General features: G+C 47.7%; 14 protein-coding genes. 4 read left to right on the top strand and 10 right to left on the bottom strand.

The genetic code is table 11. The features are described 5' to 3' along the window. Positions 1-446: 446 nt before the first annotated feature. Positions 447-1,262 carry a VanZ family protein gene (locus ACMUEV_RS23770; protein ID WP_190653572.1) on the top strand — a complete coding sequence of 272 codons (816 nt, stop codon included), beginning with the start codon at positions 447-449 and terminating at the stop codon, positions 1,260-1,262. Here ACMUEV_RS23770 and ACMUEV_RS23765 read toward each other — a convergent pair. Beyond that, positions 1,209-2,168 carry an inositol monophosphatase family protein gene (locus tag ACMUEV_RS23765; protein WP_190653571.1) on the bottom strand — a complete coding sequence of 320 codons (960 nt, stop codon included), beginning with the start codon at positions 2,166-2,168 and terminating at the stop codon, positions 1,209-1,211. The genes ACMUEV_RS23770 and ACMUEV_RS23765 overlap by 54 nt on opposite strands. Positions 2,169-2,692: 524 nt before the next feature. On the opposite strand from ACMUEV_RS23765, the gene ACMUEV_RS23760 reads away from it, so the two are divergent. Then, on the top strand, positions 2,693-3,631 hold the full coding sequence (locus ACMUEV_RS23760) for an alpha/beta fold hydrolase (RefSeq protein ID WP_190653570.1): 939 nt from the start codon (positions 2,693-2,695) through the stop codon (positions 3,629-3,631). Positions 3,632-3,937: 306 nt separating this feature from the next. Here ACMUEV_RS23760 and ACMUEV_RS23755 read toward each other — a convergent pair whose 3' ends face one another. The 5 genes from ACMUEV_RS23755 to ACMUEV_RS23735 form a co-directional block, all read right to left on the bottom strand. Then, complete coding sequence (locus ACMUEV_RS23755) at positions 3,938-8,320, bottom strand: PAS domain S-box protein (RefSeq protein ID WP_190653569.1); 4,383 nt, start codon at positions 8,318-8,320, stop codon at positions 3,938-3,940. 167 nt (positions 8,321-8,487) lie between these two features. Continuing rightward, positions 8,488-8,652, bottom strand: a complete 165-nt coding sequence (locus tag ACMUEV_RS23750; protein WP_017286615.1) for a hypothetical protein — start codon at positions 8,650-8,652, stop codon at positions 8,488-8,490. A gap of 422 nt (positions 8,653-9,074) precedes the next feature. Continuing rightward, the gene (locus ACMUEV_RS23745) at positions 9,075-9,764 is read right to left on the bottom strand and encodes a glycoside hydrolase family protein (RefSeq protein WP_190653568.1); all 690 of its coding nucleotides are present in this window, start codon (positions 9,762-9,764) and stop codon (positions 9,075-9,077) included. Between the two features lie 65 nt (positions 9,765-9,829). Then, positions 9,830-11,464, bottom strand: coding sequence for a dipeptide ABC transporter ATP-binding protein (locus ACMUEV_RS23740; protein WP_190653567.1), 1,635 nt, complete (start codon positions 11,462-11,464; stop codon positions 9,830-9,832). A 49-nt stretch (positions 11,465-11,513) separates the two neighbouring features. Then, the gene (locus tag ACMUEV_RS23735; protein ID WP_199329738.1) at positions 11,514-12,212 is read right to left on the bottom strand and encodes a diacylglycerol/polyprenol kinase family protein; all 699 of its coding nucleotides are present in this window, start codon (positions 12,210-12,212) and stop codon (positions 11,514-11,516) included. Positions 12,213-12,410: 198 nt separating this feature from the next. On the opposite strand from ACMUEV_RS23735, the gene ACMUEV_RS23730 reads away from it, so the two are divergent. Together ACMUEV_RS23730 and ACMUEV_RS23725 are read left to right on the top strand one after the other, a co-directional pair. Continuing rightward, positions 12,411-12,635: a DUF433 domain-containing protein gene (locus ACMUEV_RS23730; protein ID WP_017286619.1), complete on the top strand. Its 225-nt coding sequence runs from the start codon at positions 12,411-12,413 to the stop codon at positions 12,633-12,635. Continuing rightward, positions 12,632-12,973 (top strand): DUF5615 family PIN-like protein, encoded by a 342-nt coding sequence (locus ACMUEV_RS23725; RefSeq protein ID WP_190653566.1) that lies wholly within the window; start codon positions 12,632-12,634, stop codon positions 12,971-12,973. Before ACMUEV_RS23730 ends, ACMUEV_RS23725 begins: the two co-directional genes overlap by 4 nt. A 38-nt stretch (positions 12,974-13,011) precedes the next feature. Here ACMUEV_RS23725 and ACMUEV_RS23720 read toward each other — a convergent pair whose 3' ends face one another. The 4 genes from ACMUEV_RS23720 to ACMUEV_RS23705 all read right to left on the bottom strand — a co-directional run bounded on the left by ACMUEV_RS23720 (position 13,012) and on the right by ACMUEV_RS23705 (position 17,031). Continuing rightward, complete coding sequence (locus tag ACMUEV_RS23720) at positions 13,012-13,839, bottom strand: slipin family protein (RefSeq protein WP_190653565.1); 828 nt, start codon at positions 13,837-13,839, stop codon at positions 13,012-13,014. Between the two features lie 92 nt (positions 13,840-13,931). Further along, entirely contained in the window at positions 13,932-14,858 is a 927-nt protein-coding gene (locus ACMUEV_RS23715; protein ID WP_190653564.1) for a branched-chain amino acid ABC transporter permease, read from the bottom strand. Further along, entirely contained in the window at positions 14,855-15,805 is a 951-nt protein-coding gene (locus ACMUEV_RS23710; RefSeq protein ID WP_190653563.1) for a branched-chain amino acid ABC transporter permease, read from the bottom strand. Before ACMUEV_RS23710 ends, ACMUEV_RS23715 begins: the two co-directional genes overlap by 4 nt. 41 nt (positions 15,806-15,846) lie before the next feature. Then, the gene (locus ACMUEV_RS23705; protein ID WP_190653562.1) at positions 15,847-17,031 is read right to left on the bottom strand and encodes an ABC transporter substrate-binding protein; all 1,185 of its coding nucleotides are present in this window, start codon (positions 17,029-17,031) and stop codon (positions 15,847-15,849) included. Positions 17,032-17,066: the final 35 nt, after the last annotated feature.

Raw genomic sequence — 17,066 nt, 5'->3', positions numbered from 1 at the left:
GTTGACGTTGTAATTATCGTCTGAAGGTTGGCTGAGTCAAGTCTCTACCATCTCTGCATAATTTTCCAGTATTTCTACGTAATCTTTATCCAAACTTGGTCATCTTTACTTAAACAAAATAGAGGTGCAAAAAATTCCATTTGGGTGATTGAATAGGGAGTGAAATTGGGCAATCGTGCAAGGGTGCCTCAAATTTGAATCCATGTAGATTACTGACAATTCAGTAGAAAATTCACTCATTCTTGTGATTGAGATCATGTAAACCCTATGCTATGTCCGCACTGACATTGCAGTCTCAAAAAGTTTCGCTACAGTAGATGGACAAGATTGATTTGATCCTGAACGGAATACTGTCTGCCGAGCATGAAGAGAGTGAGAGCACTCGGTTTGCCGATTAGAAAAATCTCCAAATTCTATCAACAGTCACGCACGATCGCTTTGAGACTATGAGCAATTCTTCTTCCCATCGTTCGATTTTTATTACGCTAAGTAGTGTTTTACTCGTTTTGCTGGTAACGCTATTGCCGTTTAATTTCACAGCAGAAGGAGTGACATTCAGAAGCGCAATGCGCAGTTTTTTTCAGCATGCAAGTGGCTTCAGCGATATTGTCGGCAATGTTTTTCTATTTATGCCATTTGGAATTGATTTAGCTTACGAATTGCGTCAGCGAAGATTCAGACCAAAAGCAACATTTTTACTCGTTGTGATCTTGAGTACAGCGCTGTCTCTTCTGGTAGAAACGCTGCAAGTTTTTCTACCGTGGCGGGCATCGAGTTGGATTGATATTTGTACAAATACAGCTGGTGGCGCAATTGGAGCAGCGATTTATCTGGCTTGGCAGCACATGTTCCCCAACGGATCGCGTGCGATCGCAAAACAGATTCGTCACTGGCTCTCACCCAGAATGTTGATGGTTTTGTCCGTGCTCTGGTTCGTTGCGACGGCCGGACTGCTCCTTGTATTGGAGCAAACCGTCCAGATTGCCACGTGGGATTTCTCACTGGCATCGATGTTTATCTTCTACAGCACATTTTTCATCCCGCTCGGAATTTTACTGGCGATGATTACGAATGTTCTGAAACATGAGCCAAAGCTGTATTTGATGCTAGCGAGTGCCGGGATTGTTTTGCCTGCCATCATGATGGAGGTACTCCTGCGGGGCACAGACTTGAGAAAAACAAATTTGGTGATGAGTGCCACGATCTCTCTATTCACCCTGCTGGTTGTCCGGGGTCGTTTGGGACATCTGCTGCGCTATTGATGCCAGCACTGCTGCATGAATTTCACCTGAACTCGCAATGATGCCACGATTCTCAATCAGTTGGGCGGAGACCGAAAAATTGAGGGGGTTGCCGTCCATGTCGGTGACCCGTCCCCCCGCTTCTTCGACGATGATGGCACCCGCTGCATGATCCCAAATGTTCTCTCGATAGTTCGGCTTTTCTTTCCAAGGTAGTCTCATGTAGAGTCCGGCGTGACCGGATGCGATCGCACCATATTTTGCCTGACTATCCATCTGAAGCGATGGAGTTGTGAATCCAATCGATCGAGCAATCCTGCGCTGTAACTCTGGGTCACCGTGGCTGGTTTCTACACTTTCAGCAAGACGGAAATTTGGCGTATCTAAAGCTGAGAGCGCGCGAGATGCGCCAGTTTCGAGGGAAATTCGGCGCGTACCCTGACCCCGAATTGCCACAAATAGGCAGCCCTCTTCAAACGCAGGACAGGACAGAACACCGACTTTGACTTCGCCGGATTCAATCAAGGCGATCGCAATCGCATACTGCTGATTTCTCAAAAAACCTTTCGTTCCATCGATCGGATCAAGTGTCCAAAATCGTTCTTCGACTTTGCCCTGTCCCAAATCGATCCAGTCCAAGATTTGCTCCGGAGTTGCATCAGGAATAAGCTTCTGAACGGCACTGAATTGGGTCGGAGATTGACGCAGAAGGGCAGAGGATTCTTCTGCCACGATCGCATCCTGCGGAAAATGTTCAGCGAGTAATCGGCAAATGATCGCCTGCGATCCAAAATCCGCGATCGTGACAGGAGACTGATCGAGCTTTTCTAAACTTGTCAACTGGATCGAGTGCTGCACGTGTTTGCACAGAATCGTTGCTTGTTTGGCGGCAGCGATCGCAATGTCTGCCTCGTAGATGTACTGCATTAGTTTTTTCTAATCCGTAGTGCTGATCGCTAAATTTCGGAGGTCAAATCGGAGATTATCAGAAAATTCATTAAACTCAGTCCTAATGCTCGACGATTTATCTGGATCAATACGAGATTAAGACGCGAAATTTTCGCCATCTGGTCAGACATCTGGTCAGAAAAGCCATGAAATTCTCCGTACAAACTAAGACGAATCCTCAAATGTAGTGAAGACTAGACGAAAGCCGTAGAATCTCCCAGAATCAGTGATCAGACGACTGTTAGAAAGATTAGAGGTTACGAGCGATCTGACAATTTACGAAGGCAAAATGCTTAGGTTTCTAAGTTGGTTGCACTTCTCTCATGATTGATGAGACACAGTAGACAGCAAATTCTCAACGAGTTTAGCGATAACTGTTGCCACGATCGCAGAAAGTTTCACTCAATTACTCCTATTCGATTCGGGTAGTCTACAAAATTTGATGTAGGCTGCCTTTTTTGTTGGACAATAGAGGACTGAGTTAGCGGCTGAGGCAGTTTTGCATGAGCGAATATCCCCCAACAGATACGATCGAGTGTCCTGAACTGCGAGAGCATCGCTGGAGTTGGAAAGGGAAGGCGCTAACGTTGGCATATGAGGTGGTGGGGGAAGGGCAGCCCATTTTGTTGCTTCCGGCATTAAGTTCGGTGTCGAGTCGGGCGGAGATGCGCGGCTTAGCGAAACAGTTGGCGGGAAATTATCAGGTTTATACGATCGACTGGATTGGATTCGGGGAGTCGTCGCGTCCGGCAGTTGCTTATACGCCTGCTTTATATGAGGCATGTTTGCGAAATTTTGTGCAGGCAATGTTTCCTGATCCAGTGGTTGTCATTGCCGCAGGTCATTCAGCAGGGTATGTGATGGAGTTAGCACAGCGGCAGCCGCCTTGGGAATGGGTGGTGTTGGTATGCCCAACCTGGCGAGGTCCATTGCCAACAGCGATGGGGGAACATCGTTGGGTATATCGGATTTTGCAAAAATTGGTTGGGCTGCCGTTGATTGGACAGTTTTTGTATTTTCTGAATACGACTCGTGGATTTCTAAGAATGATGTATCAGCGGCATGTGTTTGCAGATCCGCAGAACATTACGCCGGAACTGATTGAGCAAAAGTGGAAGACGACACGGACGAAGCGATCGAGATTTGCCTCAGCCGCATTTGTCACGGGAGGACTCGATCGCGCCAAGTCGCGTGAGGATTGGTTTAGCTGGTTTCAGCCCTTGCCTGTACCTGTGATGATGGTGATTGGGGAAAACATGCCTGCAAAATCTCGTCAAGAAGTGGAAGTCTTAGCACATTTTTCAGGCGTGCAAGTTTATCGAATGCCGGGATCACTTGGATTGCATGAAGAGTATCCAGAACAGTTGGCGGTGGGGATTTTAGGATTTTTGGAGAAGTATCGATCGAGAAGAAGAACCAGAAATCCTCAGATTGATTTTTAAAAATAAAAAACCCTGGTCAGAAACCAGGGCAAATAATCAGGGTGCATCTACCAATTCACTCTTCTGACTGAGGAGATTCAATCCGGAAGATTTTCAAAAAATGGCAATAAAAAACCCTGGTCAGAAACCAGGGCAAATAATCAGGGTGCATCTACCAATTCACTCTTCCCAACCGTGGCAGATCGTCCGGACAAATCATTCGATTCTTGTGAAGACAGTTTCAACCTGGCGTTGTACTTCATCCGATGCCTGGAAGTCAATTTCAAACGCTTCCGGTCTGGTTCGAGATGCCCGATGTGAACCACCTTACAAACAGGCATTGAGTTGATTCTGGGCGAGGGTGACTACTGCTTGAACTAATCGTTCTGGGTCAAGAGGCTTTGTGATATGGCGTTGAAACCCGCTGCTGATTGCCCGTTTGTGATCGTCCTCTCTCGCATAAGCAGTTAGCGCGATCGCAGGAATCTGCCCCCCTTGCGTGGGAGGTAATGCACGGATCGTTTGAATCAACGTATAGCCATCAACTTCGGGCATCGCAATATCGCTCACGAGCACAGTCGGTTGAAAGGCTTCTAAATTTAACAGCACCTCTGCCGCAGAAGCAACGGTTAAAACATCTGCACCGTATTGGGTCAGTAGTGCTGTTAACAACTCACGGGCATCTGGTTCGTCATCGATCGCCAGCACGCGAATTCCTGTCAGGTCAAGTTCCTGTTGTGGATACTCATCTAGCGGCTGAATCTCCGGTGTAACGTTGAGTAGAGGCAGTTGGACAGTGAACGTCGCGCCTAGCCCTTCTCCGAGGCTGTGCGCCGTGATAGTACCGCCGTGAGCCTCGACCAATTGACGAACAATTGCCAATCCGAGTCCAAGACCGCCATATTTGCGCGTGATCGAAGCGTCTTCCTGTTGGAAAGATTCAAATAGGTAAGGCAGAAAGTCTGAGCTGATGCCTTTGCCAGTATCTTTGACGGTGATGTGAACCTCAGTGCCCACCTGCTGAAGCTGAACGTCTACGCGCCCACCTTGGGGCGTGAATTTGATCGCGTTGGACAACAGGTTCCAGACAATCTGCTGAAGCCGGGCAATATCTCCAAAGACTTGTCCAACGTTGGGTAGGACAGCCCGTAGCGAAATAGATTTAGCAGCAGCGGCCGCACTGACGGTGCCGATCGCTGCTTCAACGGCGAAAGATAGATTGGCAGCAGCCATATTTAGGCTCAGCTTGCCACGCAAAATTTTAGCGACATCCAGCAGGTCATCAATGAGCTGCGTCTGCAACTTGGCGTTGCGCTCAATGGTCGCGAGGGCTTCAGTGGTTTTAGCAGTATCTAACCTGCCCAATTGCAGAAGTTTAGTCCACCCCAAAATGGGGTTCAAGGGCGATCGCAATTCATGAGAGAGTACGGCTAGAAATTCATCTTTGATCCGATTTGCCCGTTCGGCTTCTGCTCTGGCGGCCTGTTCGCGCTGCAGGAGCTGGTCGCGTTCAGCCTCCGCCTGTTTCTTCTCGGTAATGTCACGCACCGTTCCAATAAAGCGAATCACCTCTCCATCTGAATTGCAAAAAGCTTTTCCTTTCGCGGCGACCCATCGTTCAATCCCGTCTTCAAGACCCACAGTGCGATATTCAATGTCATAATCACCGCTGTTCTCAGGATTGAACGATTGCAGCACGACTTGATGAGTGCGATCGCGATCGTCTGGATGCAGTCCCGCTAGGAAAATGTCATAGTCAATGTTGGCTGTGGGCGACATGCCAAATACAGCTTTGCACCGATCGTCCCATTTCATAACGCCCGTCTTCGGATTCAAGTCCCAAGTGCCGAGTTGGGCTGACTCAATGGCGATGCGGAAGCGGTCTTCACTCTGGCGCAAGGCTTCTTCGGCAAGTTTGCGCTCAGTGATGTCTTTGAAGAGAACGGCCACTTTTCGCTGATGAGGAAGCCCAACGCGATAGGCATACAGGTCGTACCACCGCTGCAACGCTTCAGCCGAATTCTCAAATCGGACAGGAGTACCAGTTTGGGCAACGCTGCCGTAGATTTCAAACCAAGAGTTCTCATGGTGCGGAATCAGCTCGCGCATCCGCTTGCCCTGGACATTGTAAAGTCCGCACTGTCTCTCAAACGCCGGGTTCGTTTCTAAAAAGATGTAATCGACGGGTTGATCGTTCTGATCAAAGATCATTTCAATGACGCAAAAGCCTTCGTCCATTGATTCAAACAGGGTGCGATAGCGCTCCTCAGAGAGCCGCAACGCCTCCTCAGTTTTTCTGCGTTCGGTAATATCGACGAGAGCACCTGGAAAAGCAATTGCCTTTCCGTTCGCATCATATTCAACCTGTCCCCGGGCAATCACACATCGTTCCTCTCCGTCAGCATTCAGGACGCGGTACTCTTCGGTGTAGGTTTCACCAGTTGTGATCGCGTGTTCAATGCGCGCAACGATGCGAACGCGATCGTCGGGATGAATGCCGTTCAGAACGGTCTCCAGGGGAATACCTCTAGCCGCTTCCTCAGGATCAACGCCGAACAGATGGGCAAAATTGCGATCGGCAGCAAACACATCCTCAACAATATTCCAGCGCCAAGTGTAGATCGCTCCCGCCGTTAGAACCGCTTCTAGCTGAATATGGGCTTCTTGCAGCGCCAGTTCTGCCTGTTTACGATCGTGAATATTTACCACAGAGCCGATATAGCCTTTGAACTCCCCATCCTGCCCAATCCAGGGGCTAGCGGCATCGATCGCCCAACAATATTCACCATCATGCCGGCGCAACCGATATTCCAGTTGAAAAGCCATTTGCTGCTCTAAGGCATTCAGGAAGATAACTTTAGAAAATTCGCGATCATCGGGGTGCACAGCCTCCAGCCAACCGAATCCCAACCCTGTTGCTTCGGTTTGCCCGGTGAACTTGTACCAGCGCTGGTTGAGATAGGTGCAATATCCAGTAGCATCCGTCACCCAAATCTTCATGGGTGCGTGGTCTGCTAAGTTGCGGAATCGTTCTTCACTGGAGCGCAGATCGGCTTCTACCTGCCTACGCTCTGAGATATCCATATCGACCCCAGTCATGGCGACAGGATGACCATTGGCATCATAGAAGACCCGCCCTAAGCTCAATGCCCAACGCACTGCCCCGTCGGGCTTGATGAAGCGAAACTCAATGTTGTAGTCTTGCCGATCATAAATCGCGCGATGAATGGCTTGGTCAACCCGGGTCAGATCGTCAGGATGAATCATGGTTCTGAATGTTTCATACTGCCCATCAAAGCTGCCGGGAGCCATGCCAAGTAAGCCCTCTAGACTGGTAGACCAATGAATTGTGCCAGTCTGAATATCCCAATCCCAGCTGCCCAACTGAGCAGCTACCATGGCCAGTTCAAGGCGTTTCTGGCTTTGTTGCAGGGCGATATCCATCCGCTGACGGTTCGCAATTTCATCTAATAATCTGGCTTCTAGCTGCTTCTGGTCATCAATATTGGTAATCGTGCCAATCCAGCCTGTGATTTGACCTTCACCGTCTCGGGTGGGTACGGCTCGGCAAATAAACCACTGATACTCACCATCCCAACGACGAAAGCGGCACTCTATTTCAAAAGGCTCTCCCGTTGCGATCGCAGTTCGCCACACCTTCAAAGCCTGATCTCGTTCATCGGGGTGGACAGCATCGGCTCTAGCGACTCCGATCGACTCTGCATCACTCATGCCAGTGTATTCGTACCAGCGCTGATTGCGGTAGGTCACAACGCCATTGGCATCGGCAGTCCAGATCATTTGGGGCATCGCTTCGGCAAGTTCGCGGTAGCGCTGCTGACTCGCTTTGAGGGCAAGTGCATCTCGATGACGCTCGGTGATATCCAGAAAAGCGCCGATTACGCCTCGAATTTGGTTTTGGTCGCTCTGCAGGGGCGTTGCGTAGCACAGCAGTTGGCGCAGGGTCCCATCCGGCAGCAGAATATCAAATTCCACATCGTTCACCTGTTTACCAGAGCGACCCGCAATCTGCATCGGCAGATCTTCAGCAGCGATTTCTACTCCATGGCGGAAGGTTTGATAAGGAGGCTGATTGGCAGCGGACGCACTCTTCGAGATATTGTCGTCAGAGGTAACCCCGAGTAACTGCCGCAGGTAGGCGTTGCTGTGCATGTGCGTACAGTCGGAATCCGTTGCGATCGCGACTCCGACTGGCAAAATATCCAGCAGGGTTTGCAGTTCAACGACCCGATCAGTCAACTCCTGGTTAAGCTGTTGCAGTGCCTCGATAGTCTGGTGCTGACGCTGTTGACACTCCCGACGGAGTTCGGCGTTTGCGATCGCACTTTCCAGCGCCCGACACAAATCCTCAGAGGTGAATCGATCTCTGACTAAATAGTCCGCTGCACCATTCCTAAAAGCCTGGACTGCACTTTCTATATCTTCGTCATCAACCACCACAATTGGCGGGCAACTATTGCCCATCTGATGCTTTAGCTCCAGTAGCAACGTATTGCTGCTGGAACGGGAATGAAGCTCTAAGAGAATGCTGTCAATTTTCTGCGATTGCGGCAGAGGCAACTCTAGAGCATTGTATTGCTTTGAGAGAATTTCATATGTCACCCTCCTATCGTGCTGTAACTGCTGTCGATACTTGATTACATCATCACTCGAGGCAGCAATTACAAGAACGGTTCGGTGTAGTGACATACCTAGGATCCAGCCTGTGAAGCGAAAGGAGAACGACCGAAGCGACAGAATCTAAAACTTTCTGTAGTCGTTGCCTAAATTTTAACAGTTTTAAATTGCGACAACTTTGGCGCTTCAAGTCCTCTACTACCTGCATCCTTCTGAATCAATTCCGAGACCCGTGCTCCTCATGCAACAGAGGATGTTGGGATACAATCACTCGCTTTGAACCAAGATTTTCTGCCGCCCTTGACTTTCACTAAGACGCGATCGCGAAACCAAATCGAAGCCGGAATCACCACACCTTCGCGTCCATCGGGCAATCTGACAGCAGTACCTGGAACAAGGCTCATAGAGTTCTCCAAACAATCAAGGAATTGAAAGAAAAAATGGGTAACACCATCAACTCACTCGCCTCCTAAACAGTTAGGCAAGAGTTAACATTTCGCCTAACAAGCGAGTAGCGAGTTATTAAGAAAATCTAAATAGTGTCTAGTAGTTTACCGAATTCTCTGTACCGACTCTAGAGCGTCTTAACATTAGTTTATGTAAGACATTAGCCAAAGTAATACTTAATTTTCAGCAGAATGATGGAGGATGTCACTCATTGCGGTTTGCAAGTTCGTCGAATCAGTCACGCGATCGCTCATCCCTCTGAACCGCTCATTCAACAGAGTCAGTCAATTGACTGACTTGATTGGTAGCCTGTAATCTCAGATGTGCGATCGCGCTGAACTTTCAATTCAGTTTCATAGAATTCTGCAAGCCAAGTAACTTACCGAGATTGCAATTCTTGTTGCAGAACTTTCTGATAGATCTTTGGCAACGCGTCACTCATCGAATTGTCTTCGATTCCATAGCCCAGGCTTGTCCACGTTCCTGATAGCATTTTGAGAACAGCATTGACTTGACCTCGCTTCAATAATTGGCGAATGTCGGCTCCCCATGCACTGGAGTCGCTGAGCCACCGATACACCACTTCATCTTGGTACTGCGGCTCAAAACTATAATCTTGCCAGAATAAGAAACCTCCAGGAGCCGGATGATACCGTTTTGCTTGGGCTTGCCAGGTGGTTGTGATAAATTGATAGCGACCTGCGGCGGTTGTGCAATTGCCCATATTTGGACCATTGACGATCGTGATACAGCGATCAGGATGGGTACTCAAATCCTGAATGCGATCGCCCCCGTAGAGAACACTGTAGGGATTGCGGACATTCGACTCGCTCGCAGAAATTGTTCGCATCAAAGCACGAATGTAGGGATCGCCTCCCTGCATCACTAAAGGCGCATCCGATCCGCGTTCTGCACTGTCAAACCAGCGTAGTGAAGGTTGTTTCCCCTGCATGTGCCCGATGAAGATGACGATCGCTAATAAAATCAGACTGCGAACCAGCCAACTTCCAACACTCTGTTCTAAAGTATCCGGTTTCGGTAAGGTCTTTTTTGAGTCCGTTTTGGTCATAGAAAAAGTCACGCACTGCAAAGCATTCTAGCTTCGATTCCCTGAATTGGTAGATTATTGGCAGATTAACCCGTCATTTTGTTCAATAGGGGTGCTGCGCCGAGAAGTGATTGAGTATAGGGGTGTTGAGGCGATTTGAACAGGGCTTGAGTCTCACCCAGTTCGACGATTTTACCGCAATGCATCACCGCAATGCGATCGCAGAAATAGCGGGCGACCCACAAATCATGAGTGATGAAGAGATAAGTCAGATCGAATTCTTCCTTCAAATCTTGCATTAATTGCAGGACTTGAGTTTGAACGGTCGCATCGAGCATACTGACAGGCTCATCGCAAATGACTAATTTGGGACGAGTAATCAGGGCACGTGCGATCGCAACGCGCTGCTGCTGTCCGCCGGAAAGCTCTCCAGGATAGCGATTGTAAAAAGATTCAACTGGCGTTAACCCGACTCGCTCTAGAACATATTCGACTTCCTGCTTTGCTGCTTCAGGAGTTGCAATCTTGTGAATTAGGAGCGGATCAGCAATGCTTTCGCCGATCGTCATGCGCGGATTGAGACAAGCATGTGGATCTTGAAAGATCATCTGAATTTGACGGCGCTGGTGTTGAAGCTGATCACGATTCAGTTGCGTGAGATTTTGACCTGAGAATTCTACTTTGCCGCTCGTCGGACGGAGCAATTGTAGGATGGTTCTGGATAACGTACTTTTCCCACAACCCGATTCGCCAACTAAGCCTAAAGTCTCACCCGGATAGAGTTCAAGATTAATGCCATCGACAGCTCGAATCGTCCGATCTTCTTTATCAAATAACTTTGAGATGAAATTTGATTCGATCGTATAGTGCTGTTTGAGATCAGATAATTGCAAAATCGGTGCAACACTTGAGCAATCAGCACTCACAATCGTCTCTGCATCTTTCTGCAAATGCAAAGCAGAATGCAGGAGTGTCTGCGTATACTCATGCTGCGGATTCCGAAAAACCGATTCAGTTGAACCAGTTTCAACAATTTCACCGTCATACATGACTGCAATGCGATCGCAGTATTCTGCCACCATTGCTAAGTCATGTGAAATCAGAATCAGCGCCATGTTTCGCTCACTGCATAAGCGAGTCAGTTCTTTGAGAATTTGGGCTGAAACGGTGACATCTAAGCTTGTGGTTGGCTCGTCTGCCACAATCAATTTGGGATTCAGCAGTAAGGCAAGAGCGATCGCAACTCGTTGCCGCATACCGCCGCTAAATTCATGAGGATACTGTGACCAGCGATTTTCAGGAATGCTCACCGCTTTTAGCGTCTCGATCGCTATCTCTCTAGCTGCTTTGGTTGACAGATGTGGCTCGTGTGCTTTTAAAGTTTCGAGACAATGATCGCCGATCGTCATTAAAGGATCGAGCCGGGTCATCGGATCTTGGAAAATCAGCGCAACTGCTTCTCCCCGAAAGTGTCGAAGTTCGGTAGGAGACATGTCTAATACAGATTTGCCCTGAAATTTGACCTGTCCTTGAATCTGTGCAGAATCGGACAAGAGCCGCATTGCTGCGCGTCCCAGGGTGGATTTGCCACACCCAGATTCACCCACGAGTCCTAACCGTTCTCCAGGTTGCAAGACAAACGAAACATTCTCGACAACGGCATTCTGTCCGGCTTGGTAAGCAACTGAGAGGTTTTCGACGGAGAACAGCGGCTCGTTCATGAATTTGGCGCGTAGTTTTCGATGAAACCCACTTTAACCGATCTTCTCGCTACAACAGATTTTGCGTTAGAAAAAATGCGATCGCAGCAGACATAATCGGCACAGTCAAATTATCAATTCCAAATTTTGAAAAGGCTTCTAATCCAGCAGCACACAAACCGACCAGCAGCGAAACAAGCCAGATTTGCCAAATATTTCCAACCGTCGAAAGCAGAATCAAGGCACAGACTGCAAAACTAATCGCAGCCATAGCAGACGAGCCTTCCCAACTTTTTTTCATGTCCCAAAGTCGGTAAGTATGCTTACCAAAGCGCTGCCCGATCAAAGCTGCAAATCCATCGCCCCAAGTCATCACAAGAATGCCGATCGCTGCGAATTCCGGCTTTCCTACCGTCCAAAACCAAGCCGCTAGCACCCCAATACTGACCGCGTAGAAAAAAGTTCCAAAGCTTTTCCGTCCGATGCTGTTGATATTCGGCAGGATTGGAAAATAGTAAGACAAAAGGGTGAGAATGCTAAAGAAAATTGAGGCAGCGATGATTATCCACATCGGAATATTTAACCACCAAGCAATCAAAATGATATTGCCTGTACCAATGTGAATCACTTTGCGAACGAGTTCATTACGATCGGGATTGAAGTGATTGACGATCGTGGCACACAAACCCACAATCAACAGCCAGAGCGTTGCGATCGTCAATTGCCCAAATAAGGAATGTGTCCAGCCAGAAATCACGATATTTTTCAACTAAGGCGATTCTCTAACTTTATCGGGTTTCGTTTCTCGATCGACGATTCTTTCAGAATGCGATCGCAGAAATGATGAAATGCTCCTGAAATTTGGACAAGGAGGGTAAAGTTACGGTAGGCACTCGTCGTCAACACCACGCAGAATTCAACGAACGCACTTCTCGATAAAAACTTAATTTTATAGAGGCTGTATCCAATGTCAGACTTACTTAAACGAATCACCGTGAATCCTAAGCAGTGTGGGGGTCGCCCCTGTATTCGTGGCATGAGAATTCGAGTGTCCGATGTTTTGGATTTATTTGCAGCAGGGTTAAGTGCTGAACAAATTTTGGAAGAACTGCCTGATCTGGAAAGAGATGATTTAAGAGCAGCACTTGCCTACGCTTCACGTAAAGTCAACCACCCTGTTTTAGTCGCGTGACAACGATTTGGATCGATGCCCATTTGTCGCCTGCGATCGCAACTTGGATTACAGGCAGATTTGGAATTACCGCGATCGCTTTACGGGATATCGGCTTGAGAGATGCCGAAGATCCCGCAATCTTTGAGGCTGCAAAAGCTCAAGGCGTTATATTCATGACTAAAGATAGCGATTTCGTGGATCTCGTTGAACGTTTGGAAGCACCGCCACAAATTATTTGGTTAACTTGTGGCAATACATCAAATGCCCGTTTGCAGGAAATTCTAAGCTCGACTTTGCCTGATGCATTAGAGTTATTGAAATCTGGCGAAAAGCTAGTAGAGATTAGCGGAGAGTAACTCATCGATCGCCTGTAGAACACATTTCAGCGATCGCCCTACTCCTTCTCCTCCTGCTTCGGCACAAACAGCACCTCTGGATTAAACGGTTGAGCCTGCCCATTCGCAAAGCTAGGCTGAGGGGATTCTGCCAAGCGTCTTGCAGCATTAATGAAATCTGACGGCATCATCACAACCGTTGTCGTATTATTCTCCGCTCCAATTTCAGTCAGCATTTGCATCCGTCGCAACTCTAACGCGGCCGGATTTGCGCTAATCAATTGAGATGCTTCCGCGAGCTTCGCTGAGGCTTCTTGTTCCGCCGCTGCTTTGATAATCCGAGCACGCTTTTCACGGATTGCTTCCGCTTCTTTCGCCATTGCCCGCTGCATACTAGCAGGGATTTCTACATCTTTCATCTCAACGCGCTCGATCACAATTCCCCACGGTTCTGTGATTTCATCGACGATTTCTTGAACGCGAGTATTGATCTGGTCGCGATTTTGCAACACGTCATCCAAAATGTTCTGACCCACGACATTGCGAAGAGTCGTCAGGGCAACTTGATAGACGGCGATTTCGTAGTTCTCAACGCGGTTAATCGCTTTTGCTGGATCAATAATGCGATAGTACAGCACGGCATTGACGCGAATCGTAACACTATCCGCAGTTACGGTTTCTTGGGGTTCAATATTGACAGTTTTCGTACGGATATCAATCTGCACTTTCTGATCGACAAACGGGATAATCCAATACAAACCTGGCCCCTTCGTCGCTTTCGTTCGTCCTAAGCGGAAAATCACACCTCGCTGATATTCACGATCGAGCTTGAGTCCATTCGCCGACAAAATCAGTAGTGCTAAAACTAGGGTGATGAAGCTTCCCATATCTTTGTCCTGAGAAAAGATAGTTCTGTTCTAGCACTTGCGATTCAGACCCTCTCAAAACATAACTTTTTGGTTAACTTTAGTGAAGAGGGTTAACGGCGCTTTAGTTTCAGTCGATTCAAAAGCTCTGGTGTCACCCAACCTTGCGGAAAAAAGATACTGCCAATCACGATTAGCAACCCAAAGATAATTAATCGCCCATCCCGCAAAAGCTGTGCCAATGCGATCGGTAAATTGGGCAGATCCGCGATCGCTCTTAAAACTTCTGGCAATGCAGTAAACACCATTCCACCCAAAATCGCACCGAGAAACGATCGCGATCCACCAATGAGCACAAATGTCAGATAGATAATACTGGCATCAAACGTGCCCTGGCGAGCATTCCAAGTATTGAGGAAGTGAGCATAGACGACTCCAACCACTCCCGCCAAAATTGCACCTAAAGTAAAGGCTAAAACTTTGTAGTAGGTGGGATTAATGCCCACTGCATCTGCTGCTAGCTCATCTTCTCGAATCGCTGTAAATGCTCGCCCAACTCGAATATTTTCGAGCCGATAGACAAATGCAGCACTAAGCAACAGTAACGGTAACGCAATCCAAAGATACTCAATCCGAGATGCAAACGGTTGAGGAATGCCAAAAATTCCCACTGCTCCACCTGTAATGTCTAAATTCAGCGATAGAACGCGGAGAATTTCGACAAACGCGATCGTTGCAATTGCTAAATAAATTCCACGCAATCTCAGTGCAGGAATACCAATCAAAACGCCTAAAATGCCACACGCGATCGCGGCAACTACCATTTCTAAGAGCAACAGCGGAATTGGAAATAAGCTACCCGAAGTCGGAAAAATTCGAGTTGAGCCAATCGCTGCAATGTATCCACCTAAGGCATAAAATCCAGGGCTTGCTAATGAAAGTTGACCTGCCATTAATGGAAGATACAACGATAAGCCCAACATTGCACCCAATACCATTGAGACAATGAGAAAATCATAAGTCGAAATAAAATCAATCATACTTTTTGAATCAATTTGCGACCAAGTAAGCCTTGAGGACGGATGAGCAGCATCAGAAACAAAATGCTAAAAGCAACCGCATCTTTGTAAGCCGAATATTCACCCGGAACAAAGGCTTCAATCAACCCAATCAGTAAGCCACCTAAAACCGTTCCAGAAATACTGCCTAAACCGCCTAAAACAATCACGGCGAGTCCTTTCAAGCCAAAACTAATCCCAAAATAAGGCCCTGCAATTCCCACGCTCGATGCCACTAATGTGCCAGCAATTCCACCCAGAAAACCGCTGAGAAAAAATGTGCCAACGATAAAGCGATCGCTATCAATTCCCAGTAAACTTGCAGTCGTCGCATCCTCTGCAACGGCTTTCATCGCTTTACCGAATTTAGTAGCATTGATCAGATAAACCAACACTGCCAGGATGAAACCTGAAACCCCAAAAATCACAATTTGAACACTCCGAATTGGAATCGGGGCTTGATCTGTCCCAAAGTTCACCGCATCAGGCAAGCTGCCATACGTTTCCGCTGGAAATGTATAGATCTCAGCACCAACAAGGTACTGAATCACATTCACAATCACAACAGCGACCCCTAAACTTGAAACCACCGTCAGTAAGGGGTCGGCTCCTCTGCGTCGTAGGGGACGGAAAGCAATTCTTTCGATCGCTAAACTGACAAAGCCCGTCAAAATCCCGCCAAAAATCATTGCCAGCACAAACGGCAACTGAATCGGCAAAGCTGCTAAAGCCAGCAATCCATTCGTACCAAAAGCTTGCCCCATCAGCGCATAAGTAAAATAGGCTCCGAGGGTAAAAATCGCGCCGTGAGCAAAATTGATAATGCCCAGAATCGAAAAAACGAGCGTGTAGCCTAACGCGAAGATCGCATACACGCTCCCGATCGACAAACCATTCAACAGATTTTGCAGCAGGATAGTGAAAGACACGAGTTTAAGGTTTAGAAGGTGAATTAAGAGCCGTTTGCCGATTACTTGAGAAACTCAAATCGTCCAGTCTTGCCATCGGGTGACATTTTCACTTGAGCCACATAGAACGCTTGCTGAAAAATTTCGCCTTCAGGATTAAAAGAAATTTGTCCGATCGGCGTGTCATAGTTTCCTTTCAACAGCGTTTGATTGAGTTGAGTGCGAACCTCATTTAACGATTTTTTCGTATCCACTTGCTTCAACGCTTCTACAAAGACCTGAACGGCTGTAAATGCTTGCGCCGAAAATTGGGGTGGTTCTTTCTTAAACTGAGCTTGATAGGCTGAGCGAAACGCTTTATTCACTGCACCTGGATGTTCAGGACTATAAGCTTGAGCAATCAGAATGCCATCACACAGCGCCTGACAAACCGGAAACACATTCGATGTATTCAATCCGTTTCCGCCAATGATCAGTCCTTTGTAGCCGAGTTGTCGTAACTGTTTAACTAAGTTCCCACCATCTGCTGCGAGTCCCGAAATAATCACCAAATCTGGTTTAGCATTAATTCCAGCCGTGGCTTGCGTCTGAAAATCTGTATCCGTGGTTTGAAACTTCTGCACCGTTACGAGTTCTAAGCCTTTATCTTTCACAGTTTGCTGAAAGATCTCTGTTTCTGACTTACTAAATGCATCATTCTGAGCAAAGAAGACTGCGACTCGTTTGATATTGGGATTTTGCTTCAGCGCGGCTTGCACAGAGTTAGGCGCAACGACCGCCACTGGGGCAGACACTCGCGCCACAAAATCGCCAATTTGTGGAATTCCCTTGGCAGTATTTGAGGGGCCGAGAACTGGCACTTTCGCATTATTCGCGATCGGACTTGCAGCAAACGCCTGTTGCGATAAAGTCGGCCCGACAATTCCGACGACGCGATCGCGATTAATCAACGTCTGAAACGCATTGATCGCCCCTTGTTCATCCCCTGCTGTATCTTGCAGAACGATTTTGATCGGCGTACCATTCACACCACCGTTGTCATTGAAATATTTTTCTGCAATCTTCACGCCTGCCACTTGTTCTTGTCCAAGTAAGGCAACATTGCTCGTCTGCGCAATCCCTACTCCGATCGGGATCGCTCCAGAAATCGTTCCCCCACCAGAATTCGATCCTCCAGAACTACAAGCCGAAACTGCGATCGTGAGAGCAAACAATACGATCGAACGACGGGAAACAATAGATTTCATAGCACACGTGTAATTTTGAATTGCAGACAAAATTC

Origin of the sequence: Leptolyngbya sp. FACHB-1624 (assembly GCF_047649235.1) — a bacterium.
GTDB classification, from domain to species: domain Bacteria; phylum Cyanobacteriota; class Cyanobacteriia; order Leptolyngbyales; family Leptolyngbyaceae; genus Leptolyngbya; species Leptolyngbya boryana.
Note: the sequence above shows the minus strand (reverse complement) of the source record. Positions and strands in the feature narration are given on the sequence as shown.

Bases quoted from the DNA above. Each gene is read 5' to 3' on its own strand.
- ACMUEV_RS23770 (WP_190653572.1), top strand. From the start codon at position 447: ATGAGCAATTCTTCTTCCCATCGTTCGATTTTTATTACGCTAAGTAGT.
- ACMUEV_RS23765 (WP_190653571.1), bottom strand. From the start codon at position 2,168: ATGCAGTACATCTACGAGGCAGACATTGCGATCGCTGCCGCCAAACAA.
- ACMUEV_RS23760 (WP_190653570.1), top strand. From the start codon at position 2,693: ATGAGCGAATATCCCCCAACAGATACGATCGAGTGTCCTGAACTGCGA.
- ACMUEV_RS23755 (WP_190653569.1), bottom strand. From the start codon at position 8,320: ATGTCACTACACCGAACCGTTCTTGTAATTGCTGCCTCGAGTGATGAT.
- ACMUEV_RS23750 (WP_017286615.1), bottom strand. From the start codon at position 8,652: ATGAGCCTTGTTCCAGGTACTGCTGTCAGATTGCCCGATGGACGCGAA.
- ACMUEV_RS23745 (WP_190653568.1), bottom strand. From the start codon at position 9,764: ATGACCAAAACGGACTCAAAAAAGACCTTACCGAAACCGGATACTTTA.
- ACMUEV_RS23740 (WP_190653567.1), bottom strand. From the start codon at position 11,464: ATGAACGAGCCGCTGTTCTCCGTCGAAAACCTCTCAGTTGCTTACCAA.
- ACMUEV_RS23730 (WP_017286619.1), top strand. From the start codon at position 12,411: ATGTCAGACTTACTTAAACGAATCACCGTGAATCCTAAGCAGTGTGGG.
- ACMUEV_RS23720 (WP_190653565.1), bottom strand. From the start codon at position 13,839: ATGGGAAGCTTCATCACCCTAGTTTTAGCACTACTGATTTTGTCGGCG.
- ACMUEV_RS23715 (WP_190653564.1), bottom strand. From the start codon at position 14,858: ATGATTGATTTTATTTCGACTTATGATTTTCTCATTGTCTCAATGGTA.
- ACMUEV_RS23705 (WP_190653562.1), bottom strand. From the start codon at position 17,031: ATGAAATCTATTGTTTCCCGTCGTTCGATCGTATTGTTTGCTCTCACG.